Source organism: Paenibacillus sp. BT-177 (assembly GCF_025846815.2).
Lineage (GTDB): Bacteria > Bacillota > Bacilli > Paenibacillales > Paenibacillaceae > Paenibacillus > Paenibacillus polymyxa_C.
On the sequence record NZ_JAOYTP010000002.1, the window covers coordinates 614111 to 639013 of the forward strand.

A 24903-nucleotide genomic window follows, 5' to 3' on the forward strand; every position below is an offset into this window, starting at 1 on the left:
TGCTTTCTAAGCTGCTGACTCTGTGATGTAGTAAGAGTATATACACAAAAGGAAGCGTTTTCAATCATTATTTTTAAAGTATTTTACTGTTAAATGAGTCTGTCAGCGTTCGACAAAAAAGATACTAAATGAGCCGTAAAGTCGTCTAATTGGATTTGGTCTCGACTGAACGGATACCTTCCATCTCTTGCAGCAGTGACAACAATTCCTCCACTCCCTCTGACCGGGACAGCTTTAGAAGCATATGAACCATCAACTGCTCACCGTTATTGATACGCTCGGCGTGAAAGCTGTGAATGGTCAGTTTTTTGTTCTCCAGCAGTTCTTTAATTTGATTCAGTACGCCCGGCCCATTTTCAACCTGAACAACTACTTGCCGTGTGGACGGGGTAGCCATCTGATAAAAACGACTATGGAGCAAGGACTGAGCCGCCAAAATAAACAGCGTTACACCCGCGCCAAGCCCATACATTCCTGCACCGACAGCAATACCAATCCCGGCGGTAGTCCAGATGCCCGCAGCGGTGGTAAGCCCTTTGATTCTATTTTTTTGTGTAAAAATCATTCCTGCGCCGATAAAGCCGACTCCACTTATAACCTGTGCTGCTATTCTGGAAGGGTCCAGCGACAGGTTGGACCATACAGTCTGATCCTGAAAACCGTATTTGGATACCACCATCATAAGTGACGCCCCGATCCCGACAATGAAATGTGTACGAATGCCGGCCTCCTTCATCCGACTTTTGCGTTCATAGCCGATTAACGCGCCGCACAATCCGGCAAACATGACCCGAATCAGGTAATCCCAATCCCACATACCTTTTTCACTCCACTATTGTTTAAGTTATGAAAAGATGTTGCCTTAATATATATAATTCATGATGCTCCGGCAAATGAGCCGTTATACAGCTGTTATTTTGTTATTACCCAAATTTTAAGGAACCTTCACTTCATGTTCGGGAAGATTGCGATGTGCCTTTCTCCCCTTGAATAGCCACAGCTCTGGTGTATCCTGTACACCGTCTATACGCATACTAAATGCCCTTGATGGTAAATTGCGTATACGGAGCAATAGACGGTTTCCGTCTGCTGCTGCATCCACAAGCTCTAGCAGTGTTAGTGAATCATTTGTTAGCTTGCGGTTCAAAGCGCGAGTTAAATCTGCGTTGTCCTCCCGGCTCCAAATACGCAGCTCATCTAAAGACGGCGTAGTAATTCGCTTACTGAAAGAAATAACCACCTCATCTTCGGCTGAACGTTCCGCCCTAAGAGGTACTGGAGGATCATCGTACATGTAGCCTCCCAGATGGTATTCATAGGCAGTCCAGGCGGTATAGTCGCCCTCCAGGGCGGTAGCCCCGAACTGCCGCGTCCACTTGCGGTTCCGAACCATCCGCGCAAGTGAACCGATATCCGCCTGCACTCCGAGGGACAGGTCCGGATAAGCGGCGCGTATGGACTGCGCGATGCGAGCATAGCCGCGAATATACTGTGGCGGCAGACGGCGGCGCATCCAGTCCGGCCAATGGGTCTGGAGTACGTGCATATCCGGAGCTACGCTCCCGATCATGGCTACCGCATCCAGGCCCTGCCATTCCCGCAGCTGACCGGGAATATCGCCACGCCCGCTCACAGCGAGCGACCATGTCGCCACGCAGATGTCCGGCCGGACATCACGCACACCGCCTGCGCCGTTCACCAGCTCATTGATGAGACCATTCACGGCGTCCACGCGCAGATCGACCCACTGCACGTACAGCTTCGGGACCTTCCGGTAGTAATTCCGCGCATGCTTATCGCGGAAATTTGGAATGTCCTCACCGCAGCGTGCACGGAAGACACGCTGTGCATGTGGTCCAATATCCCCGTACACTCCACTGCGCAGCCCGTTCCATTCGGGGAAATAAGGCTCCGCCACCTCAAAGCCGTCAAACGGAATATCGGTGACGAGCCGGGCAGCGGCTTTCTTTTTCCATTCCACATATTCGTGGGCAAAATGCGAAAGCCGCTGAAAGCCGTCGTTGGGCTCGCGCAGCAACTCCATACGCCATTCCTTCCACGCTGGCGGCAGCTGGGACACGCCAAAAGAACCGTTGCCCAGCACCATCGCCCAGACTGCGATGCCTCTACGCTGGAAAGCAGCAACAAGGGCTCCATCCACTTCATTTTCACGTACAACAAAATAATGCACGGTCTGGTAGCCCGCAAGGGCGATCTCATCCGCTATGCTATCCCGCGACCGATTGGCGTAATAGGGAAACAACGGATCAATTTGAATACTGGGACCGTTCAGAGCCCAGGGTTTCATTTTTCCGATTCGTGCTATAGAGTCTGTCGATCCGGATCGCTCCTCTCTCTTATTGTCCAATTCGATCCACCTCCGTCACTCACGTTTTTCCGATACTTGCTCAGAATCTACAGGTTTGGGCTATATGTTCCTACTGGTTCGCCTATGTTACCATATTTCGCAAATGGGGTGAAATGCAGCAGCTACTGTTTCATCATTAGCGTTCAGAGGTATTGGAATAACGAGTCAGGTTTAGCTTATGAACGGAATGGGAGGAATAGTCAATAGCAGAGCAGAGATTGCAAGGAAAGATAGCAGTGGTCAGTGGTGGAGGTTCAGGAATCGGTAAAGCAACTGCAATTCGTTTTGCAGAACAAGGCGCCAAGGTGGTCTTGCTGGATCGGACACCCGAGCATGCAGAGGAAACCAAAGCAATCATTGAACAGGCTGGCGGTGAAGCATTTGTGCTGGAATGTGATATTTCCAAGCCAGACATGATTCAGCAGGGGTTCGCTAAAGTCGCGGAGACATATGGAAAGCTGGATATCGTATTCGCCAACGCAGGCATTAATGGTACTATGGCCCCTATTGAGACCATGGAGCTGGAAGAATGGGACCGCACGATGAACATTAATCTACGCGGCACCTTCGCTACCGTTAAATATGCCGTTCCATACCTGAAGGAACGAGGCGGCAGCATTATCATCACCAGCTCCATCAACGGTAACCGAACCTTTTCGGGTATTGGGTTCTCAGCTTACGCTTCCACCAAAGCGGCTCAGGTTGCTTTTATGAAAATGGCAGCGCTGGAGCTGGCACGTTACAAAATTCGGGTTAACGCGATATGCCCAGGAGCCATCGACACGAAAATTGATGATAACACGTACCCTACCGAAGACTTGAAGAAGGTACAAATTCCAGTCGAATTTCCGAAGGGCGGAGAGCATCCGCTGGAGGATGCTCCCGGTGAACCAGAGCAAGTCGCTAATCTGGTTCTGTTTCTCGCCTCAGATGAATCATCTCATGTATCGGGTACGGAGATCTATGTAGACGGAGCAGAATCGCTGCTGCGCTAAGCATAAAGGGGATCGTTCTCCCCATATAAACTACTGTTTAGGCATTCCTAGCAGCCTTATCCCAAGTCATTACTAGTGGAAAAGGCTGCTTTTGCATGACTTGTGCATCGTTTCACAACAATTCTATAGCGCCCTGTCAGCACCATGCACAGCTCCTTTGCGAAGGCGGACATACAATCTCCCTCCTGGCAGCACCTCAAACAACAACATCAGAAGAGAAAAAAACAGCAGTGCAATGGCCTCTTCTGCCAAAATATAAACAGGGTATGGTCCCAAAACATCCAGTATCGATGGTGTCGACGGCTTTCCGGTCAGAAACATGTAGTTGGCACCGAGAGCACGATCTACAATCCACACCATCAACGCCAAGCCATTGAGAAATAGCATAACTTTCCCTACACCCTTCCACGTCGGTCGGAGCCCTGCGATCCAGGTCATATATAGGGCAGCCAAAATAATAGCACTATGAGCTACAAAAAAATGGATAAAACGATAGTGAGGAAAGGCATAAGCCAAATTAGGCGTGAGTACGGCTTGAAGCGCTCCTCCAATTCCGGCAAAAAGGACCACCGGGTATAACCAGCGGCTGCGGAAAATAAGCATGAGGATGGACAACAGCAGTGTCACACTGCACAGCTCTAAGGGCAATGATGTCTGGACATCCCAAATATGCTGTGCCACATACCATATATTCAAAGTCACCTCTGAGAGAACGAGGACCGTAATTAATAGCCAGCGAATTCCCTCACTTACAGGCTTATTCGACCGAATCCAGCCCCGCGTTAGCCACTGCAGCACAGCGCATACAATGAGTCCCAGTATAGCCAAGCCATGTGACGGAGTAAAAGCCTCGAATCCTTCCGGCGCGTACGCATCGAACCAAGACCCTGACCATAGCCAGTCCATAGAAAGCCCCCTTCGATCTCTTTCTTTTTTCGCACCTTCTATTTTATACCAAATAGTCGAATATGTTCTAGCCATCTTTCTTGCTTGTTCAATACCTTAACCTTTATGATAAAAGATATTATATTCAAAGGAGAACACTCATGCCGATTAATCGCCGACTAATTACAGATCAGGATTTCAGCGAGGCACTGGAACGTCATCTTCGTATCCGGGTATTTCAAGATGACCAATTGATTGGCTCAGGCGGGACTATAATCCGTTTTGACGATCAAACCATCGTTGTGCAGTCTAGCGTCAGTGATCTGGCTTACCATCCCAGAAAACAATGTGAGTTTTTTGAAATTAAAAAATAGCCACCACGCACCGGAGAACCCGTTTGCTTCGTTTTCCGGTGTGTAGCGGCTAAGTTTTATGGGTATGCATCATGCCTCACATGACGGTTTTAGTTATAGTTGATTCCACGTGTCTTCATCATGAGTTTATTCGTAAGCACTTTCAAGTCCTCGGAAGAGGATGAAATTTCCTGCATAATAGCCGTCTCCTCATGAGCAGCCGTATAAATTTTGTGAGCACCTTCAGAGAATGCCCCTGACATTTGCTGAATACGATGAATCTGCTCAAAGGTTTGATCCACCCGATTCGTCTGCTCTGTTACGGCTTCTTCCATGGTACGAATGCTTTCGACAAATTCACGTACAATAGCGTTCAAACGGTTCAGCGTCTGATCGACAGAGCTTGTCCGTTCCGCCTCAGCACTGACCAAAGACGTTTGCTGATGCATCAACTCCACAGTCTCTACGATTTGTGACTGTACACGGCTAACGATAGCATTAATTTGCTGTACAGACTCCGTACTTTGGGCGGCAAGTGCGCGAATTTGGTGCGCTACTACAGCAAAGCCGTTCCCTTCTTCTCCCGCACGTGCCGCTTCTATGGAAGCATTCAGCGCCAACAGATGGGTCTGTTCGGCAATATCCTTCACGGTGCTTGTAATCGCTTCAATTTGTGAAGCTTCTTTTTCCAGTCGTGCAATCACCTGCTGCGAACGACTATGTGAAGCTGTCAGCTCTCCCATTCCATCCATCAGGGATGAAAATACAGTCTGCGTCGAATCCACTGAATGCTCCATATGGCCTGACAATTCCAGCATATGTCCTGATTTGTTACGCATCATTTTAAAATCGCCCAGCATTCGATCCGCTGTTTTAATTGATTGGGCAGATGCTTGCTTTTGCTGCTCCACGCCATCCAAAATATCTTCTACCACCGTAGACATGGACTCGATTTGCGCCGTAGCTTGTACAATAGCCAAGCTCAGATTTTCTGCACTTTGCGAAGTTGTTCTGGTGCTATACGAGATCTCATTGAACATATCTTTAATGTTCAGCATCAGATGCCGAAATGCATCGTACAGCACTTTGATTTCATCATCTGAACGGCGCTCTGGAATTACGACAGACAGGTTGCCTGACGAAGCTTCCTCTGCCGCCTTGGCCAATCTAACAATTGGCCGTGTAAGTAATTTTGAGATCAACCAGCCCAAAATGCCACTCCACAGGACACCCAATAACAAAATGATCGAGGTGTATACCCATTCCTGTGTACCATGAGCAAGCCAGTCCTTGAGTACAAAAATAAAAAAAGCGCTTGTTCCATAGGTTATTGCTGAAATTGAGACAAATGCAGTAACCATTTTCGTACCTAGTGACATCTTCATGTACTGTAGCCCACCCCAAAAAACTCAAATTTGATTCCATTTTACCATAAAATTGCTACATTTCTAGTAGTATTTTTCACAGACACCTATATTTATAAGCATAAAGATGCAGAGCCTTAAGTCTCCTGACCTAACTACAAAAACAACATGCTATTCAGGCAGCAAACTGCGTCAAAAAAAGTGGACGAATCGCGCTGCCGCTTACGTTGCAGGCCCATTCGTCACATCTAAATCGATCTATTTCTTTGTAATCCCATTTTCCATTATTGATAATAACTGCAATTCTTTTGTTCAACATCCGCCTTTTTAACCGCTTCAATTGTGTCTATTTGGTGACTGTTTTTTTCCAGTACAGTAAACTCCCATGATCCGCTGGTCAGCTTGTCTCCTTGCTGGATATCAAAACGTTCTGAAAGCATCCAACCGCCAATCGTATATACGTCCCCGGCCTCAATATCTGTCTCCAAGCGCCGATTGACCTCATGGATAAGCGCCTGTGATTTGAGTATGTAACGATGATCATCTGTTTTTGTAATGAGTGGTGTTAGCGCTGCGGGGGTTTCGGTATCCGTATAGGAAGGAATGTCTCCAACAATCTCTTCCATAATGTCCTCTAGGGTGACAAGCCCAGACGTTCCACCATATTCATCCACCAGCACCGCTACTGGAATACGTCGTTTTTGCATCTGAATCAGCAGATCCCGAGCCTGTACCGTCTCAATCACCTGAAGTACCGGATGAATGTAAGAAGCCATCGTTGTATTTCCTGTGCTATGCCCACGGGCCAAATCATGCAGAGCTTCCTTAACGCGAATCATCCCGATAATACGATCCCGGTCCCCATGTTCAGCTACAGGCAGAAAATTGTAAACCTTGTCCTCGATCAGCTCCATAAACTCGGCTACTGTTGCCTGATGAGAGATGGAACGGATGTGGATGCGTGGTACCATAATTTCCTGCGCCGCACGGTCATCAAAATCAAATACATTATTCAGGTATCGATATTCTGTCGGTGTAATTTCACCACTACGAAAGCCTTCAGATAACGCTAGTCGAAGCTCAGCTTCACTGAGTGCTGCATCTTCTTCAGATACCTTTTTCAGCCCAAAAAGCCCCGTAATGACACGTGAAGAACGACTGAGCACCCAATTCAGGGGATACGTTATTTTATAGAATACCGTAATCGGACGGGCAAAAAACAATGCCATCGGTTCGGCAATTTGTATGGCGAAGGTTTTGGGTACCAGTTCCCCGACGACCACCTCGAAATAAGTCAAAATCAGAAACGCCAGCAAAAAGGAGAGTACTCCCGTTAGTCCAGCCGGAATATGCGCCAACACAAACAGGGGATGTAGCAGCTTCTCAACTGTAGATTCCCCTAACCAGCCTAGCGCCATTGAAGTTAGTGTTGTACCAAGCTGACAAGCGGATAAGTACTCATCAAGCCGAGACAGAATATTTTTAACGGCTTTCGCGTTTTTATTGCCCTCTGAGGCCAATTGATTGATACGAGATACCCGCACACGAATAATGGAATACTCTGAGGCCACAAAAAAAGCAGTTAAGGTGATAAGTAAAATAACTAGAATGATATTTATCGTTTCCATAGCCCTCTCTTACTCCGTTGATGACGAAGCAAGAAGCACCCCCTTTGACATTCATTTTTGGATGGAATCATAACAAGAGTAATGATGTCCATAATCGTGTATTACCCAAAAATGACAAGGATGTAGACTATGTACGACTTGGTTAACGAATCGCCAGTGGACTCTTTTGCACAATATCTATCCATTGATCAGCTATCAACTGATGCCCAACCGCTGTCGGATGAACCCCGTCATGCAGCCAATAGGAGGCGTCCGCCTTGGTAGCAGCTTCGTTCAACATGCTCTGGAGCGGCACAAATACGGCCCCATATTTGTCGGCAAGTTGACGTACAATACGCTGGTAGCCCGTTATTTTTTCTTGCCAAATGTCCCAGCGCGCCTCGGTAGCTCCCGTTTTCAAAATAAACGGCTCACACAGCACCAGCCCGGTATCAGGCATCACTTCACGTGTCTCCTCCAGCAGGTGGCAATAGGCTCGTTCAAATCGGTCCGTCACCCCGGACGGCTCCTGCTCCACGATCCGCCAGGCATCGTTCACTCCGATTAGAATACTGAGCAAGTTCGGCTGTAGACTAAACGTGTCTTCATTCCAACGTGCATACAAATCCGAAACCCGATCCCCCGAAACTCCCCGGTTGACAAATTCCGGCTGTGTATCAGCCAGTCGACTCCCAAGTGCCCCAGCGATCAGATACACATAGCTCTGACCCAACCAATGGTTCGCGTCCTCATTCCGTCCCCTTCCTCCGTCTGTAATGGAATCTCCTTGAAAAAGAATACGTGTGTGTCCTGTACTCGACATTTTCGATTGTCCTCCTCATAATTTCCAATAATACCCTTATCATACCTTGTATTCTCCAAATTGGAAAGCGGTTTCAGGAATTGGGAGAGTTATAGACACTACTCAGGTGGATGGTGCTTCCCATTGCTTGTACAGCACCATTCCACCTACTCCGTTTTTATGTTGATTTTTCGATTTCAGACCGCTCGGTACTTACACACCTCGCGAAAATTACAACCCCCGCATACTCTGCGAGAAGGCATCGGTGTGAAGAAAGACTCGGGCTTGGGTCGATTATAGTAATCGTCATCAAGGCAGGACTTCATTTCCTCGATGTAACGTCCTACATTGCCAACTACCTTGTCGATATCCTCTGGTGTGGGGCGATATACTTCATGCTCTCCTGTCATCAAATACTCCACACGTACCTCGATCTTCTCCAAAGGAAGCTGATAGTGCTCCTGTACATAGGAAGCATACAAAAAAAGTTGGTCGGAAAAATCGCCTTCCTTACCTGTTTTCCAATCCACGATGACCATGTCTCCATTGTCTCTACGGTAGAGCAAATCCATTTTGACATATACTTTCGTCTCATGAAGGAGCATCGTATCCCACTTCTCCACTTCTACAATTCGAGCCTTTCCCTGTTGCAGTTCACGCCAAACCGCAGTACGGTACAAATTGTGTACCACCGCGTGCTGTCGCTCCTTAATCCGGGCAATCCGTTCCGGAAGCACTTCATCGTCGTAATAAATCTCTGCCAGCATAACCCGATTTTTGGGATCTTGCAGCCATACCTCACGGTGTAATGATTCCTTGTAGCTGTCATTCAACATGTTCTTCATAGCTGTCTCCAGAAATGCTGTGCGCGGGACAGCCCCTTTTTCCATCCACCCGCGGATGACCGATTCACACATTTGGTGCGTAATATTCCCGAATAAAATATATAAGTTGCTCAGTTGCTTAAGCCGATACAACGTAACTTGCTCTTCAGTGCCCTGTGCCGAATTCCAGCCGTTATGCGAGCCGTAATAATGATAATAGTATTTGCGTAAGCATTCGTCGAACGTTTGGGCCCTCGATTGTGAATAGGACCAGGACGGATATATTGCCATGACAGGCCCTCCTACATTAGAACTTCCATCTCTTTATTATAACGCATGCCTAAGCTGTATCGGTCATAAAAACGACAAAAGACTTTAACCCATAGGTTAAAGTCTTTGACTGACTAGTTAGTATTCTCGCTACGAGTCCGTTCAGCATTGATCAATTCACTTACATTAACAGCACCATCCTCACGGACGTTGACTACGAGTACTGGAGTTCCCAGCATTCCGCTGATCCACTCCTTGTAATCATCCACATGATCATTGGGAAGAATCGTCAAGATCACACCAGCAAAGCCACCACCATGTACCCTGCATGCGCTATTATCAATTGATTTTAAATACATTTCCGTTAAAGCCAGGGCAACCGATACGTCTTGTTCCCGATCCATCGCACTTCTATATACATTCTGTAGCCATTTCCATGAAGAATTACCGGATTCGGTAATGAGCTTTAAGAAATCAGAAAAGCGCCCTTCCTCCAGCGATTTCACCTGCTCATCCACACGCTTATTTTCTTCAAAAAAATGCAAAGCACGAAGCACTGCCCGATCCCCAGCCTTTTCCCTGACCATCTTGAGATTGGCATACAGATTCTCAGGCGATAAGTCACGGCAAACCGAAGCGCCCAAAGACTGAGCCACTGCACGCATTTCGTTCGGCACCGCTGCGTAATCATCGGTTAAATCAGCATGATTTCCACCTGTATTTACAATAACCAGGGAGTAGCCGTTTTGTTCAAAATTCCAATGGACTGGATTGATGATCGGTTCCTTGGGATTTTCAAAATCAATGGAAATCAAACCGCCATATGCGCAAGCCATCTGATCGAGCAGCCCTGAAGGCTTGTTCCAATAGACGTTTTCCGCATACTGGCCAATTTTGGATTTAGCAACAGTATCTAACGCTCCCTCGTTATAAAAATGATTTAATATCGTGCATATCAACATTTCAAACGAAGCGGAAGAGCTTAATCCTGAAGCAGAGAATACATTACTTGATATATAAGCTTGGAAGCCTCCGATGCGATACCCGAATTCAAGCAAACCAGCTGCAATACCACGGATCAGCAACATCGTACCGTCATCCTCCGGTTTTGGCGCCAAGTCGTTTAAATCAATGACGTATTTCGTTTTGTAGCCTTCAGAAAAGAATGTTATAACGGATTCCTCTACTTTAGCAGCTACAGCGATCGTATCAAGTGTAATACTGCCTGCCAGCACCTTCCCGTGGTTGTGGTCTGTATGATTCCCTCCAATTTCGCAGCGCCCCGGAGCACTAAACAATTCAATATCCCCTACACCAAAATGCTCCTGATACGCCTGTATAAGTGATTGATATCGAGAGGTTTGCTCGGAAATTTGTTGTTGGCCGTACATCCGTGCGAGAACAATCTGTCCCTCGCTAGAATTCAATAGCTCCATATCTTTCATCGTATATCCCCCTACTTGTATGTCTGTTTCCACGCAGAATGATGCTTTAATTATCTCAATTTTTCCTGTGTAAAAGTATGGCACAATTTCAATCTGTAAGCGCTTATTTTAATCGCTTTTATGAGCATTTTACCAATATAACTAAAAAAGAACCAGCCCCTAATCCGGGCTGGTTCCTGTATTTACACCTGATTCATTCCATACACTAACCGTTAAGAAGAAGAATGGTGTTCTGGATTTCTTTTTTAATCGCGTTTCAGCACATATTCTCCAGCATTGTTACGAGTTACAGTAGCGCCAAGTGCCTCTGCAACAGATTTGAAAGGAACATACAATGTGCCATATTCATCCGTATATGGAGCTTGCGGCAACGTCAATGTGCTTCCTTCCAGTACAGCCTGCTTGGAGCCACTTTTCAGCTTAATCGTCTTACCAGTAATATCATCAATTACAGTTGTTTGTTTGGCAGCCGCATCCCATTTTAATTCTGAGCTCAATTCGCCTGTCAGTTCACGCAATGGGATGAAAGCCGTACCTCCACGATTCTCCAATACGTAGTAATCGTCTTTAGGATCGAAAATTGTTTCTACTTTTGTAATTTCCAAATCATTTTTTAAAATGTTGTAGATCGGAGAATTCGCTTCAAAATTGCGCAGTGTCGCTCCCGGTGTTAATTCAGCTTGTGCATTCAAGTCAATAACGCCGTTAGAAAGATCTACTTTATCGGCCGTTACACTACCATTGACGTTCCATGATTGGGTCTCGGTCAGAACGGTAAAGGACTTCACCGGAAGATCGTCTACATCTGGCAATGCAACTGTCAGGTCTGTCAGCGCTTTGCGAACATTTCCTTTTTCATCAAAATACATGTCGCTTTTCAGCACAGTGTTTGCACTCAAAACTGTTTTGATTTCAGGTGCCTCTGCATACATAGTGCTGACTCCTACATCATACTGTGCCACAGCCAGGTCCAAATACTTTTTAACTTCAGTGTAAGCCTCGTTGACCAGCTTTTCTTTGTTTTCATTCAGTTCCGTTGTTACTTTATCACTACCCTCAATAGCTATGCTGGAAGCGATAGTTTTAGTCATATCAATAGCTTGACCGATCAATTCTTTTAAGCCAGCTTCATCCTTGGCCAGATTCGCCAGGAATGGTTTTACCAATGCAACCAGTTCATCACCGCGCAGTTCTGTATGGAGACGAGTCAGTTTCACCTTGTCTTTTTCACCGTATACTTCTTCGGTTACAGACGTTGCAGAAATGGTCGAAGGGTTAGGAGCATGCTTGAGCATAAGTGCAGCAGCTGTTTTGGTCAGATCTCTCACGTCTTTGGAATATACATACGGATCAAACCCGGCAGGCAGACCACTCAAACTCTCTTGCGAGTTCAAAGATATGTAATAAGGTTTTTTGGCACCTTCCAGATGAATAGCCATACCTTGGCGATCCAAAGCAAGCTCAAATGGCAAATTATACTTATCAATGTGCAAAGTACCCTTGGCGGAAGCAACTTCCTCCGATTGTACCTTGGCTTCATCTACAGTCACCGAAATCGAATTAATCAAATCTATGATTTGTTGATCTCCTTGCGTGATACCTTCTTTTGGAGTCAATTTAAGAGAAATTTTCTCCGTTGACTGCTGGGATTTCACATCAAGTGTTCCCAATAAATTTTTACTTACATCAAATCCGCCTACTGCCTGGCAACCTGTCAAAGCTACCATTAACAGAATAAGAGGGACGGCAATCCATTTTTTTATATTCATATTAATCCCCTTTCAAGATATTTCCGTTATCTCTTCTATTATCTCAGTGTTAATACGCATTGTAAATGAGTAGATTGGAAAATAGAGCTAGTTATTTAGGATCAATTTTCAGCCTGAAGCATCCGGTAAGCCAGAAGTGCCATTTCCAGACAGCGACGTTTGTCAGAGTCTGCCAAATTGCCTTCTACGATTTCATTAATTTTATCTAGTCGATTATAAAGAGTCTGCCTATGAATATACAAAATTCCGGCGGTATCACGCTTGGAGCCATGGCATTGAAAGTAGGCATCCAGGGTATCCAGAAGCTGCATATGATGCTCACGATCATGCGCAATCAACTCACCCAAATGGTCCTGTACAAATTCTTGTAGAAAAGGAATTCGAGGCACCGCCTTCAACAATTGATAGATTCCGATGCTGTCGTAAAATAGCCGATCCTTCATGACCGGGACGCTTCGCGCGACTTCAATGACCTGATATGCCTCTTCAAAACTGCGGTCCGTCCCTGTCATGCGGTGCCTTACCTTACCAAAGCCTGCATGAATGCGCACTTTATCAAGCTGTCCTGCGGCATAGTTCTGAATATATTGGACCGTATGGGCCAGCACTTTTTTCATCTGCGCTATGGAACGCAGTGTTAATTCCTCCTTTGCACAAAGGATGTAGCATTGACTTCCCTTCATCATCAACAGATTGTGCAACGCTTCTTTTTTCAACAGAGAACGAAGCAGCACTAATACATCCTGATTGATGGATTCCTTGCGCACCTGACTTGCTTCCTTGTCCTGATGCTCTACCTCGATAACCCCTGCCCAAAATAAATACCGCCCCTTCGTTAACAATCGCAGTCCCATCCGGGTCTGGGCCTGTTCTTCATTGGGAAGCTGGCCGTTCAATACATCCTGAATCAGTTCATTTTGATTACGTAGCAACCGGTCTTCAAGAAACTGTGTTCTCAGTACCAATGTAGCGGCCGCCTTGGCTGTGTAATCAATGAGCAGCGACATTTCTTCCGTCGGCATTTCATTATGCAGTACCACACCTACAGCGGAAAACACCTGACCGAAGCATACAACAGGCTGAAACAAGACAGCAGTGGATTCATTCAGGTGAAACAGCAGGTGCCCTTCACGATCGGCAGTCATACTTGTTTCCACTTCATTGGCATAAAAATCTGCAATATGGTCTGCCACATCCGGCTGGACGGAGGGCACAAATCGATTGGTATCAATGGAGGACATGTAGATGACCTGCCGGGCAGCATAGTCATGAAGCACACGCAAGAGGGCGTTCATATCGGTGCTGCGTAGGGTTTCCTGCTGAAGCTGACGTGAAAATCGCTCCAGATCTTTTAATAGTTCATGATGTCGGTTAATAAGTAGAGAGTGAATATCTTGTGTAATTTCAACAAAACGCACCGGCTGCTCAAATACGATGACCGGGAAGTGATGCTGTTCCGCCAACTCCAGTATTTCAGGGGGGATCTCATAGATGCTCGTGCCCAGCTCCACACACAATCCCGCGGCTTCCGAGCGGATCAGCTGCTCCATATACTCGGCGCGCTCTTCCCCCTTCCGGATCAACCACAGGCCGGTCGTCAAAATCAGGTCATGACGGCTCACAAAGGGGGATACATTTGTGATTTCTAGCACATGGACCCAACCCACACGGCGGTTTACGCCCTGTTCCCCCGCTGCCAGCTTCGCCCGCCGGAAAACAGGACGTTCCAGCACATCCGCAATGGTAAATGTTTTTTTACCTTTCATCGGCATTCTCCTTATGTGTATGTTTCTATGTCATTTTATATGACATATATTCATCAAAAAGTCGAGCCTTTAAGTCAGATAATCCGACAAAATGTATGATGCGAAGGAGTCGCTCCCCTTGTAAACTGTACCTAATCTAACACGAATTGCATTTATCGGCTTGAGTCCATGTAACTAATCAGCAGACTGCATACAAATGATAGTGCCATTTTCTGCACTCGTTTGGTCGCATCCAACACTAAAACATAGCAGGCATAGCTGCCCTAGAACAATGCTTGGCTGTTGGACAACACGATCAACAAACATTGATTCTGCAGCGTAGCTGCCCTAAAAACAATCATTTGCCGTTGGATAACAATTATTTTTAGGAGAGGTGAGACGAATGAGAATTGGGATTCCAAAAGAGATTAAGAACAATGAAAATCGTGTCGCTCTGACACCTGCGGGTGCTGCTCAAATGATTCAACACGGACATCAAGTGTTTGTAGAAAGCCATGTAGGGGTTGAAAGCGGCTTTACAGACGGAGATTATGCCACTGCGGGTGCAACCCTTGTACAGCAAGCCGCAGATGTGTGGTCCCAGGCGGATCTGATCATCAAAGTAAAAGAGCCGCTCCCCTCTGAATACGGGTATTTTCGGCCAGGTTTGATTTTGTTCACCTATCTGCATTTGGCTGCCGAGCCCGCACTGGCCCGGGCTTTAACAGACAACGGCGTAGCCGCCATTTCCTATGAGACGCTAGATGTGGAAGGAAGCTTACCGTTGCTTACCCCCATGAGCGAGGTTGCAGGCCGAATGGCTGTACAAATCGGAGCACAGCTGTTGGAAAAACCAAAAGGCGGTAAAGGCATCCTACTGGCAGGTGTGCCGGGGGTCAAACGCGGTAAAGTGACTATTATTGGAGGAGGGGTGGTCGGCACCAATGCTGCCAAGGTCGCTATCGGTCTCGGGGCAGATGTGACACTAATCGATCTGAGCCTGCCAAGATTGCGCCAACTGGACGATATTTTTGGCAATCAGCTCCATACGCTGGTGTCCACCCCCTCCAACATTGCTGAAGCCGTGGCGCAAAGTGATTTGCTGATCGGTGCTGTCCTGATTACCGGTGCCAAAGCCCCGCGGCTTGTCACAGAGGCCATGGTGCAGACGATGCAACCCGGTTCAGTGATCGTCGATGTCGCCATTGACCAAGGTGGCATTGTTGAGACGGTTGACCACATCACGACACATGATCAGCCAACCTATGTAAAGCATGGCGTCATTCACTATGCAGTGGCGAACATGCCAGGCGCGGTACCGCAAACCTCTACGCTCGCTCTGACCAACGCAACGCTCCCCTTTGCTCTCCAACTTGCAGATCTTGGTGTGCAAGAGGCGCTTCGCAGAAGCAAGCCGCTGCTTAGCGGTGCCAATGTCCTGAATGGACATATTACCTACGAAGCAGTTGCCCGTGATCTGGGGTATCCTTATGTTCCTGTGGAACAGGCATGGCAGACTAAAACCTTGCAATAGAAAAAAAGCAGCACAAAGAACCATACACTTTTCCCAGTAGGGATTGAAGTGTATGGTTCTTTGTATGCTAACTGCATCTAACATATTTAACCGCATTTAGATGGCTTCTGACGAAAGGAACGTTTGGAGACGGCGATAAATATCCGTGATTTCTTCCAACGACATGCGCACCAGTCCACTAGACGAAGGTGCCACAAATTCATGCATTTCGGGGATTAGCGGTTCAGGCTGGAATCCCCAATCCGCTTTGGATTTTTACTATATTCGGTGTACACGCCTTTGCCGACAAAGCAAGCGACCTTCGGGCGGTATTCCATTAGCTTTGCATGCAGCTTCAGACGTCCTTTAGCGTATTCCTCACGGGTAATGTCCTCCACTCCCCTGGTGGGGCGGGAAACAATGTTTGTAAAACCGAAACCCAGCTTCAACAGCTCCCGATCTTCCGATGGATCGTATAAGCGAGGCGTCAAGCCGGCCCCCTCCAGTATGCGCCAAAAGCGGTTGCGCGGATTAGCGTAATGATGTCCTACCTCGCCTGATTTCAAGCTGGGATTAAAGCCGATAAATACAACGGATAATCCATAGTCGAGATGATCATCTACCTCGTGTAGTTCTGTCTCTGGTTCTGTCATCGGGCCCCTCCTTCCTCAAACCATATCCAGCGGCTGCTTCCTCGTTGGCGGAGGAAAAGCTTCGTCTATTTGTTGAAGTTGCTCAGGGGTGAGCTGAATGCTCGCCGCCGCTGCATTTTCTCGTACATGCGATTCTTGTACCGCCTTGGGAATTGCCCATACATCACCGTCCCGTATGACCCATGCGAGTGCGATTTGCGATGGAGTTACTCCATGGCTGGCAGCAATGTCTACCATAACAGGATGGTCCAGCAGTCCTCGTCGCAGGCGTCCCCCTTGAGCAATCGGGCAATAGGCCATTACAGGTACTCCATGCGTACGGCTCCAAGGAAGCAGATCATATTCGATACCTCGCGAAGCCGCGTGATACAACACTTGGTTGACAGCACAGGCTTCGCCATTACTCAGGCTCCATAGCTCCTCCATATCGGACTTGTCCAGATTGGACACGCCCCAGCTACGGATTTTGCCTTGCTCACGCAGTTTTTCCATGCCTTGTATTGTTTCTTGCAGTGGAATATTTCCGCGCCAATGCAGCAGATACATATCCACGTATTCGGTTCCCATTCGGGTTAGGCTCGCTTCGCAGGCTTGAGCCAATCCTTGACAGTCCGCATGATGAGGGTAGGCTTTGCTGACGAGATACACATTATCCCGGCGGCCCCGAATGGCCTCCCCGACGATCTCTTCTGCGCCGCCCTCCGCATACATTTCAGCCGTGTCCACCAGCGTCATACCCAGCTCGAAGCCAAGTTGAAGCGCACGCACCTCCTCCTGCCGAAGTGAGGCTTTTTCGCCCATATTCCAGGTCCCCTGCCCGATGAGTGGTACTTCACGACCGTCCGTCCATGTAATCGCACTTTTCTTATGTTGACTCAACTACATTCCCTCCTTAGGAGCCTGGTGTCACAGGCTTGTCAAATACATGACTCTGCGTCCAGTGCTGACCGCCATCCGAGGTGGTATATAGGATCGGGGCCTGCTCTGAATCCGAGAAAATAGCCCAGCCTTCCTTGGCATTGGCCATCCCGATTTGCTGATTGCCATAACCCTCAAAGCCTTGCTTGCCATTGTTCCACGTCTTGCCACCGTCAGTTGTCCAACCAATCGTATTAGGCTTGTCGCACGGTGCACAATAGCCTCCCATCAATGCGGTACTGCTGTTAACTGCATAGAGCATACCTGGTGCCGTCCCTTCATTTTTGGGAACCTGATTGTCTTGCTGGCCAATACCCGGTGCCGGACCGCCGCCAGCGGTGGAATTTGCCAGTACAGTGCGCCAGCTTTGTCCACTATCAGCCGTATGCCAAAGCGAATACGACGTCTGATTCATCCCCGTGTCTCCAACCAGCTCAATCCATGCGTTGCCCCGTTCTACCGAACGAATAGTTACTCCGTTCAGAGGCCCTTCGGTTGTTCGTGACATGACAGGGGTCCAATTTTGGCCCCCGTTAACGGTGTGTAAAATCTGGAATGAGCGTTCTGTGCTCTGAGTTACCGCCCAGCCGTTTTGCCGATCATGATAATATGGCTGTCCTACTATGTGGCTAGGTACGGGGAGCGAAGACCAGCTTTGTCCACCATCTTTGGTATATTGATTGCCACTGAATCCTTCCTTGGATGATACAAAGTGTAAAAAGCCCGCTTGTCCTTGCTCAGGCACAGTCCCGACAGCTTCCCAACGCTTGCCGCCATCGAGAGTTGCCAGCAGTGAACCGCTATCTTCCATAACAGCCCAGGCCTGCTGTCCATTCAAGGCAAAAATCTGTTGAACCGTACCTTTTCCTTGATACTGCACATTCCAAGCTGAACCGACTGAACCGGATGGAGCCGCATCTGTTCGGGCAATCCATCCATTACCGCCGATCCAGCCGGATTGGCCGTCGATTAATCGCAGCGCGGTAATATTGTCCATGCGGACGTTCGCTATACTAGCATCTGTCGTTGATTGCCCTCCTGTCTCCACTGATTTGTCAGTGCTGGACGGAGATGTGCTATTTTTACCGTCAGAAGTAGTCTGTTGTTCCCGTGTATCCACAGTGGCTCCCGAACCATTGACTTGTGACGCTGCAGAATCCTTTGGTTTGTTCTGAGCTGTTTGTCCTGTTTGTGAATTTGATTCACACCCCGCTGCTACTAGGGCTACGGCGAGCAAAAGCACCCAAACCGATGTTTTTTTCTTCATTTTGTTCATCCCCTTATGTTGTTGATATACTTGCTGCGCGGGTATGGTACTCACAGCAAAGCATATTCTATGTATTACTCTGCTGTATTGGTTTCACTCTTGCGGTGAATATACGATACTGACTGCATGCGAATCCTGTATGCGAATCGTTATAGGATTACGAGTTTACAGGAACAAAGCCGCCTTTTTCAATAGCCCGAGTTCCTTCTTCGCTTTGCAGCCATTCAAGTAATCGTTGCATCGAAGCACGTGGTTTCTCACCTTCGCGTGTAACTACAAACAGTTGGGCTGTGAATGGATATTGTTTCGAACGAATGTGTTCTTTGTCAGGCTCCACTCCATCAATAGATAAAAATTTGACCTCTTGACGATTATGCATCACATTTGCGAAATAATAAAATGAATAACCGAGCGCATTGTGATCCTTGTTAAAATCAGCAACTGCATTAATCATTTCACCCATTATACCAATTCGGAGTTCCCGAGGTGGTTCAGCCATGTCATGACCTTTCATCACTTTCTTCTTCATATATGTTTGACTTCCTGAATTTTCCTCTCGCTGATAAGCAACGATCGGCTGATTCTTTCCCCCTACTTCACTCCAGTTACGAATAGATCCTTCATATATGCTGCGTACCTGCTCCGAAGAAAGTCCGTTAACCGGATTGCCTTTATGAACGAGAAAAATAAACGCATCCCACCCGATGGGTGTGAGCTTCATTTGAATTCCCCGACTTTTCGCCAGGCGCAATTCCTCATCGGATGGACCCGCCACCAGTATCAGATCCGCCTTCTTTTCAATCAGATTGACATAAGCCTGATGTGTTGTGTTGAATCTCAGTTCGTGAGCCGCACGAACCTTGCTCATTCCGGTCAATTCATGCAGCATATCCTGCGCGAATGGAATGGCCGCTGTAGCTCCATCTACTACCGGGAAATCCCTTTCCGCAATGTACGGACGTTGAGGAAGCATGAGCGTAATCGTCAGTACAATGATGAGCGCAGCAGATATCGCGGCAACAACCCATTGCCATCTATGATCCACCTTACCATTCTTGTCGGTTAGCGCTGGATAACGATTCACCCCAACTCCTACTACCATGCCAACTATCGGCAGCAGTGCAGCCAGTAGAAACCAGAATTCACCATGCTGTGTATATGGGCCCAATACCTCTAACACAGGCTCCGCCCAAGCATGATAGAGTGAAAAGAGCCTCCACGCCCCTCCCGACACTTCAGCAGGTTGACCACCTGACCCTTGTATTCCTACAATCCACAACCACAGCCCACATAATAATGATAATAGCCCTGTCAGCATCAACGGAAGCTTGCCCATGTTGCACATACGCGCACTCAAGGCACCATAAGCTGCAAAGATGAGACCGATAATCCATGCATATAGAAGCAGTATTACAATCACAGTTGTATCCGTTACACCTTCATGCCTCAGCAGAAGCTGCACTTGGGGTGCCACAACCATACTCCAAACTACATTAAACATGACTGAAAACAATCCAAACATAAACGTACCGCCCAGCCATGGCCAAAACCATGCGAACCGCACAGACTCATCCTTTTTCGGCTTGCTTATAACTTCCTTTGGTTCAGACATGTACATCCCCCTATATCTTAAAAATGAAAATGAGACTGTAAGCCATTGCTTCTTCATTGTACAATTATGGTAAAGATTAGTATACGAAAGGATGGTAAACATGGCAAAAAGGCCTCCCCTACAGGAAAGGCCTCTTTGGTATCGAATCTTCTCTATATCGCTCTGGCATGGATCAAAAAACGATGCTGCTTCACGTCCCAATACCCATCACGTTTAATGTCCAAATACAGACCATACAGCTGTTCTATATATTTCTCTGGCTGGAAGTCTGCAATCTGCCATTCAATGACTTTTAAGTAATAGACAATCGCTCCAATATCGTAAAATCGCTGTATCGGAAACTGTTCCCGCTGCTCTACGATTTCAAAACCATTGCTTTTCAAACCTGCAAGTGCCCGAGGAAGAGTCCAGTCCGCATACACGTAATCAGGTGCTCCCAAGCGAGCGTTAAGGCCTGCACAATCCAGGCCTCCCGCCTGTTGAGTCAAAAACGTACCTCCAGGACGCAAAATACGGCGCACTTCCGCTGGCGAAAATGACTCATGCTTGTTCAGCACAAGATCGAACCCGGCATCGCCAAACGGAAGGGAATCGTCATCATGTATAGCCATCACGTGCACACCCAGCGGCTCCAATCTTTGCTTGGCAATAGATATGTTCGGTGCATATGCCTCTGTCGCACATATGATCTCTGGAAAAGGGCGAAACTGCGACAAGAGCTCTCCCCCGCCTGTTCCCATATCCAGCATCGCCTTGGTGGAATGGATCAACGCCAAAGCCTTGCTGGCATAAGACCAGTCCAAAGGCTCGCTCGCCACTCGTCCCGTATCCGAGATGAATGAAAAATCCCATCCGGAAAACGACTGTTTATGATGCTCCAACAACTGTAGAAATTCATGATCTTCTGTATATTTCATATTTTTTGCTCCTCCACTATTGAACTGTACACGCATTGGTCTCTATTTATATCAGTTCTAATGTGGAGGAGCTCTTGCCAGTCGATCAGGTTGTTATATGTCGTGTCCCAACCATCCCATGTTCATCTACCTCCGTCCATTTGCCATCTAAACCAGACGCTCTCCCTCGTTAGAGCTTAAGGAATTGCCGGTAAAGCCTTTGCAAGCTCCGGTGTCATGTCGCTTGGAGTTAAATAGTAATAGCCTGTGTGGGGATCTGAGCTAAATAAAGGTTTGATCTTGACCTGAAGCAGGTAAGTACCCTTCGCCATATTAGGAGTAAAGTTATAGGATCTACGCTTTTCCAGTACAGTACTCCAGAGCTTCGGATCTTCAATCGTTATTGCTTTGTGCTTCTGTTGGATTCTTCTAAATAGCTTATAGTCTTCAATATACTGATTGGGTTGATAAGGTTCAAGCTCTTCAGTAATAATAGGAACAGCCCGTATCGAAAAAATATCCTTGGCATCAATGATCACCTTATCCGCATAACCTTTTTGCTCTAGCCAACCTGTAAGCTTGTGATAGGAAGCCGGCCAACTAAATGAAATTTCACGCTTCCAGCTCGGTTCGTTATTGGTAGAGGATGACTCTTTATTTGTAATAGAAACATTCCCCAGAGGATATCGATGTGATTGCATTTCGCTATAACTCATATTTAATACTTCTTCTCTGAGTATATCTTCAAATTCACGAGTTTCTTTGGGATTGGTCAAAACCACTCGTCTTTCATTATCATCTATGGATTGGATATTAATCGTCTCTGCTTTTCCTTGCAGCTTATCCAGTTCATATCTTACCGTTTTATAAGGCTCTGCTTCCATCACCTTAGTAAGTTCTGTCCTGAAAGGCTTTTCCGGGAATGTATAACGCCTAGTCATAGTGGAACCATCATCCAAACGGTAGACTATGACTGCCCTTTCAACGGCCAGGTTTTTGGACAACGATTTCTCGCCAGCTGCATGTGCACGTACGAGTTCACGATGTAAATTCAGCACAGAGGCGATATAGGCCCTGTCTTGGGAGTAATAAGCTTCTTTTTCTGCATCTCCCCCTAGAGGCTCCTCTTGCCCCACATAAACTTTTTCTACGGAGTGTGCTGTTGGAATCCGTCCCTCATAACCCAACCAACCTGAAATCGGGATATATAGTACTAGCCCCATGATCACACCGTAAACGACCATTTCCACCAAAGCACGAACACGCACAATTTGCCACGTCTTGCGGACGACCGTCTCTACAACGATATAGCCTAGAACAGCTCCAAGTGCATACCCAAAAATCGACCAATTTGCTCCTCTTGTACCTGCATTATAAAAATAATCGCCTATTACAAGCATGGCGCATAATGTGACTCCTGCCTTGAACAAAGGCTGTAAGAAAGGAAATGCTATGGCCTGAGTCGCCTTCTCGACCAAGCGTTTACGATACAAACCATAACTCAAGGCAACAAATAACAGAGAGACACCTAAATAGGCAAGTAGCTCCATGTAGGAAAAGGCGCGCTGCGGCAAATTGTCCATAATGCGTACAAACGGCGATAAGTTATCCCAAACATTATTACTGCTGCGAAACTCTCCACCATTAATATATTGAACAACGGTTTCTCGCACTTGCACATAACCGTATAAATTACGTTCCAGAAAACGCCCTATCATCATGGATAGAAACTGAGGCAATAGCAGCAAAACATACACTACTACGGTCTGTAGCAACGATTGCCCCACACAAATCCCTACAAACACAGTAAAAGTAAACAGGAAAATCGTAAGGACAGATACGACCAGTGCCCATGATCCAATATCATTAATATGAAAAATATAAGGCAGTTCGACTGACGTGTTAACCCAAGCAGTTACTCCCGCAGTCAGCCATACAGGTACAAGTAAAAGAATAAGACCGCTAATTACATGTGATGTTAATAAATGCTCCCTACGCAAAGGTAGGCTGTGATACAAATCGGATGGCCCCTGTCGCTGAACAAAACGAAGCAGCATCACACCTGCCAGCACGGGTACGGTCGTTAAGATTAATTTTTGCAATTCATTACCTGAGCTTGTGCTATCAAACAAGCTTTTTAAAACCACTCGTGGTTGTTCATCACCAATGCTCATAAACAATGGCAGCAGTACTGTAAACAGCAATCCTACCAAGTACAATAGACCGATCCAGCCATGCTGTCTCAGGCATTGGCGAATTACGCCGCCGCTACAGAAGAATCGGTTGGATGTCATAACCTGCGTCCTCCATTTCATAAATGAAAATTTCTTCAAGCGTCAACGGCAGCAAATCGAATACATGCGGCTCATACGCTTCAATCGTCTCCGCAATCCGCTCTCGCTCACCCCGGATAATAAGCAGCAGAACACTGCCCCTTCGCTCCTTATGTACGACCGAAAGTTGGCTACAGACAGCTTCCTCATGCATGCTGTCCCGAAAAGCAACCTGTACCTTATGCGTATCGGATTTGAGGTCGTCTACCTCTTTTTCCAATAGCATCCGACCTTGGTGCATAATGCCGACATGATCACACATGTCTTCAATCTCACGCAAATTATGCGATGAGATCACGACGGTCATCTCACGTGCAGCGGTTTCTTGGAACAAGAGATTTTTGATCATTCTACGCATCACCGGGTCCAGACCATCAATGGGTTCATCCAAAACCAGCAGCTCAGGCATGCAGCTCAAGGCAAGCAAAAAAGCGGCTTGGCGCTTCATCCCTTTGGAAAAACGGTGAAGTTTGCGCTTCGGGTCCAGCTTGAAAATATCCGTAAGCTGTGTGTAGCGTTCCTCACTCCAACTTGGATAAATGGAGCGGTAAAACCGGGCCATCTGACGAATTGTCGCTTGCGGGAAAAAATAAGGGGTATCCGGTAAAAACAGAATGTGCTGCTTGACTTCAGGCTGCTCATACACTGGCTGACCACCGATTAGCACCTTGCCAGTATCCGGTCGGTAAATCCCGGCAATGATTTTGAGCAAGGTCGTTTTCCCTGCCCCGTTCGAGCCCAGCAGTCCAAAAATGGAGCCCTTCTTTACCGTAAGGGCAAGCTGATCGACAGCCTTTTCTTCTGTAAATGTCTTTGTGACTTCCCTTAATTCAATCAAGGGACATCCCCCTTTCCTTTGTTTGCATAGCTTCCACGTATATGTCGTCCACTTCCTGCTGTGTAAAACCGAAATGGACAGCTTCGATCATCAGTTTTAACAATGCCGCCCGAATCTCATCCCGCTTTATTTGTTGCGGCTGCTGCTGGGTAGGCGTGACAAAGCTGCCTTTGCCCTGAACGGAATAAATATATCCTTCGCGTTCCAGCTCGCGGTACGCCTTCTGAATCGTATTCGGATTCACCGTAAGTTGAGCGGACAATGCCCGTACAGAAGGCAATTGCTCATCCGGCTGAAGCGATCCGTACACGATCATTTCCTTGACCTTCTCCATAAGCTGTTCGTAGATCGGCTTACGGCTGCGGATATCCAGCTCGAACACATGGACTTCCTCCTTTCAACACTGGCTCAAATTCATTTATACATGTTCAACTGTTCTAACTGTA

20 protein-coding genes and 1 pseudogene are annotated in these 24903 nt (G+C 47.1%); 3 read left to right on the forward strand and 18 right to left on the reverse strand.

Annotated elements, in window-relative coordinates:
- Nucleotides 1-145: 145 nt before the first annotated feature.
- Both OIU26_RS09190 and OIU26_RS09195 read right to left on the reverse strand, forming a co-directional pair.
- Complete coding sequence (locus OIU26_RS09190) at nt 146-817, reverse strand: MgtC/SapB family protein (protein WP_264216616.1); 672 nt, start codon at nt 815-817, stop codon at nt 146-148.
- A gap of 117 nt (nt 818-934) precedes the next feature.
- Nucleotides 935-2368, reverse strand: a complete 1434-nt coding sequence (locus tag OIU26_RS09195; protein ID WP_264216617.1) for an N-acyl-D-glucosamine 2-epimerase — start codon at nt 2366-2368, stop codon at nt 935-937.
- A 203-nt stretch (nt 2369-2571) separates the two neighbouring features.
- Between OIU26_RS09195 and OIU26_RS09200 the strand changes: the two genes are divergently transcribed.
- A complete protein-coding gene (locus OIU26_RS09200) occupies nt 2572-3363 on the forward strand; it encodes an SDR family oxidoreductase (protein ID WP_264216780.1) in 792 nt (263 codons plus the stop codon).
- A gap of 123 nt (nt 3364-3486) precedes the next feature.
- Here the strand turns inward: OIU26_RS09200 and OIU26_RS09205 are convergent, their stop codons facing one another.
- A complete protein-coding gene (locus tag OIU26_RS09205; RefSeq protein ID WP_264216618.1) occupies nt 3487-4269 on the reverse strand; it encodes a YwaF family protein in 783 nt (260 codons plus the stop codon).
- Nucleotides 4270-4409: 140 nt separating this feature from the next.
- Here OIU26_RS09205 and OIU26_RS09210 point away from each other — a divergent pair, with 140 nt between their 5' ends.
- Nucleotides 4410-4622, forward strand: a complete 213-nt coding sequence (locus OIU26_RS09210; protein WP_025675499.1) for a hypothetical protein — start codon at nt 4410-4412, stop codon at nt 4620-4622.
- Nucleotides 4623-4711: 89 nt separating this feature from the next.
- On the opposite strand, the gene OIU26_RS09215 is transcribed toward OIU26_RS09210, so the two are convergent.
- The 7 genes from OIU26_RS09215 to OIU26_RS09245 form a co-directional block, all read right to left on the reverse strand.
- Nucleotides 4712-5986 (reverse strand): methyl-accepting chemotaxis protein, encoded by a 1275-nt coding sequence (locus OIU26_RS09215; RefSeq protein WP_025675498.1) that lies wholly within the window; start codon nt 5984-5986, stop codon nt 4712-4714.
- 263 nt (nt 5987-6249) lie between these two features.
- Entirely contained in the window at nt 6250-7593 is a 1344-nt protein-coding gene (locus tag OIU26_RS09220) for a hemolysin family protein (RefSeq protein ID WP_264216619.1), read from the reverse strand.
- A gap of 142 nt (nt 7594-7735) precedes the next feature.
- Nucleotides 7736-8395 (reverse strand): SGNH/GDSL hydrolase family protein, encoded by a 660-nt coding sequence (locus tag OIU26_RS09225; RefSeq protein WP_040101980.1) that lies wholly within the window; start codon nt 8393-8395, stop codon nt 7736-7738.
- A 176-nt stretch (nt 8396-8571) separates the two neighbouring features.
- Complete coding sequence (locus OIU26_RS09230; RefSeq protein WP_025675495.1) at nt 8572-9489, reverse strand: RecB family exonuclease; 918 nt, start codon at nt 9487-9489, stop codon at nt 8572-8574.
- A 113-nt stretch (nt 9490-9602) separates the two neighbouring features.
- Nucleotides 9603-10913, reverse strand: a complete 1311-nt coding sequence (locus tag OIU26_RS09235) for a galactokinase family protein (RefSeq protein ID WP_264216620.1) — start codon at nt 10911-10913, stop codon at nt 9603-9605.
- Between the two features lie 245 nt (nt 10914-11158).
- Nucleotides 11159-12682, reverse strand: a complete 1524-nt coding sequence (locus tag OIU26_RS09240; RefSeq protein ID WP_013369695.1) for a copper amine oxidase N-terminal domain-containing protein — start codon at nt 12680-12682, stop codon at nt 11159-11161.
- Nucleotides 12683-12783: 101 nt separating this feature from the next.
- The gene (locus OIU26_RS09245; RefSeq protein ID WP_264216621.1) at nt 12784-14448 is read right to left on the reverse strand and encodes a PucR family transcriptional regulator; all 1665 of its coding nucleotides are present in this window, start codon (nt 14446-14448) and stop codon (nt 12784-12786) included.
- A 382-nt stretch (nt 14449-14830) separates the two neighbouring features.
- On the opposite strand from OIU26_RS09245, the gene ald reads away from it, so the two are divergent.
- Entirely contained in the window at nt 14831-15961 is a 1131-nt protein-coding gene (ald, locus tag OIU26_RS09250; RefSeq protein WP_264216622.1) for an alanine dehydrogenase, read from the forward strand.
- A gap of 96 nt (nt 15962-16057) precedes the next feature.
- On the opposite strand, the pseudogene OIU26_RS09255 reads toward ald, so the two are convergent.
- From OIU26_RS09255 to OIU26_RS09290, 8 genes and pseudogenes are all read right to left on the reverse strand, one after another.
- Nucleotides 16058-16593 (reverse strand): annotated as a pseudogene (locus tag OIU26_RS09255) (mismatch-specific DNA-glycosylase).
- Between the two features lie 15 nt (nt 16594-16608).
- On the reverse strand, nt 16609-17472 hold the full coding sequence (locus OIU26_RS09260) for an aldo/keto reductase (protein WP_264216623.1): 864 nt from the start codon (nt 17470-17472) through the stop codon (nt 16609-16611).
- 13 nt (nt 17473-17485) lie between these two features.
- Nucleotides 17486-18778 carry a hypothetical protein gene (locus tag OIU26_RS09265; protein WP_264216624.1) on the reverse strand — a complete coding sequence of 431 codons (1293 nt, stop codon included), beginning with the start codon at nt 18776-18778 and terminating at the stop codon, nt 17486-17488.
- Between the two features lie 157 nt (nt 18779-18935).
- Complete coding sequence (locus tag OIU26_RS09270) at nt 18936-20390, reverse strand: substrate-binding domain-containing protein (RefSeq protein WP_264216625.1); 1455 nt, start codon at nt 20388-20390, stop codon at nt 18936-18938.
- A 152-nt stretch (nt 20391-20542) separates the two neighbouring features.
- Nucleotides 20543-21307 carry a class I SAM-dependent methyltransferase gene (locus OIU26_RS09275; RefSeq protein WP_165080316.1) on the reverse strand — a complete coding sequence of 255 codons (765 nt, stop codon included), beginning with the start codon at nt 21305-21307 and terminating at the stop codon, nt 20543-20545.
- Between the two features lie 176 nt (nt 21308-21483).
- Nucleotides 21484-23580, reverse strand: a complete 2097-nt coding sequence (locus OIU26_RS09280; protein WP_264216626.1) for a DUF6449 domain-containing protein — start codon at nt 23578-23580, stop codon at nt 21484-21486.
- Nucleotides 23555-24457, reverse strand: coding sequence for an ABC transporter ATP-binding protein (locus tag OIU26_RS09285; protein WP_029516088.1), 903 nt, complete (start codon nt 24455-24457; stop codon nt 23555-23557). Before OIU26_RS09285 ends, OIU26_RS09280 begins: the two co-directional genes overlap by 26 nt.
- The gene (locus OIU26_RS09290; RefSeq protein ID WP_016821396.1) at nt 24450-24839 is read right to left on the reverse strand and encodes a GntR family transcriptional regulator; all 390 of its coding nucleotides are present in this window, start codon (nt 24837-24839) and stop codon (nt 24450-24452) included. The genes OIU26_RS09285 and OIU26_RS09290 overlap by 8 nt, the downstream gene beginning before the upstream one ends.
- Between the last annotated feature and the right edge of the window lie 64 nt (nt 24840-24903).

Bases quoted from the DNA above. Each gene is read 5' to 3' on its own strand.
- OIU26_RS09210 (WP_025675499.1), top strand. From the start codon at position 4,410: ATGCCGATTAATCGCCGACTAATTACAGATCAGGATTTCAGCGAGGCA.
- OIU26_RS09240 (WP_013369695.1), bottom strand. From the start codon at position 12,682: ATGAATATAAAAAAATGGATTGCCGTCCCTCTTATTCTGTTAATGGTA.
- OIU26_RS09245 (WP_264216621.1), bottom strand. From the start codon at position 14,448: ATGAAAGGTAAAAAAACATTTACCATTGCGGATGTGCTGGAACGTCCT.
- OIU26_RS09190 (WP_264216616.1), bottom strand. From the start codon at position 817: ATGTGGGATTGGGATTACCTGATTCGGGTCATGTTTGCCGGATTGTGC.
- OIU26_RS09220 (WP_264216619.1), bottom strand. From the start codon at position 7,593: ATGGAAACGATAAATATCATTCTAGTTATTTTACTTATCACCTTAACT.
- OIU26_RS09235 (WP_264216620.1), bottom strand. From the start codon at position 10,913: ATGAAAGATATGGAGCTATTGAATTCTAGCGAGGGACAGATTGTTCTC.
- OIU26_RS09280 (WP_264216626.1), bottom strand. From the start codon at position 23,580: ATGACATCCAACCGATTCTTCTGTAGCGGCGGCGTAATTCGCCAATGC.
- OIU26_RS09275 (WP_165080316.1), bottom strand. From the start codon at position 21,307: ATGAAATATACAGAAGATCATGAATTTCTACAGTTGTTGGAGCATCAT.
- OIU26_RS09230 (WP_025675495.1), bottom strand. From the start codon at position 9,489: ATGGCAATATATCCGTCCTGGTCCTATTCACAATCGAGGGCCCAAACG.
- OIU26_RS09265 (WP_264216624.1), bottom strand. From the start codon at position 18,778: ATGAAGAAAAAAACATCGGTTTGGGTGCTTTTGCTCGCCGTAGCCCTA.
- ald (WP_264216622.1), top strand. From the start codon at position 14,831: ATGAGAATTGGGATTCCAAAAGAGATTAAGAACAATGAAAATCGTGTC.
- OIU26_RS09205 (WP_264216618.1), bottom strand. From the start codon at position 4,269: ATGGACTGGCTATGGTCAGGGTCTTGGTTCGATGCGTACGCGCCGGAA.
- OIU26_RS09270 (WP_264216625.1), bottom strand. From the start codon at position 20,390: ATGTCTGAACCAAAGGAAGTTATAAGCAAGCCGAAAAAGGATGAGTCT.
- OIU26_RS09225 (WP_040101980.1), bottom strand. From the start codon at position 8,395: ATGTCGAGTACAGGACACACACGTATTCTTTTTCAAGGAGATTCCATT.
- OIU26_RS09215 (WP_025675498.1), bottom strand. From the start codon at position 5,986: ATGAAGATGTCACTAGGTACGAAAATGGTTACTGCATTTGTCTCAATT.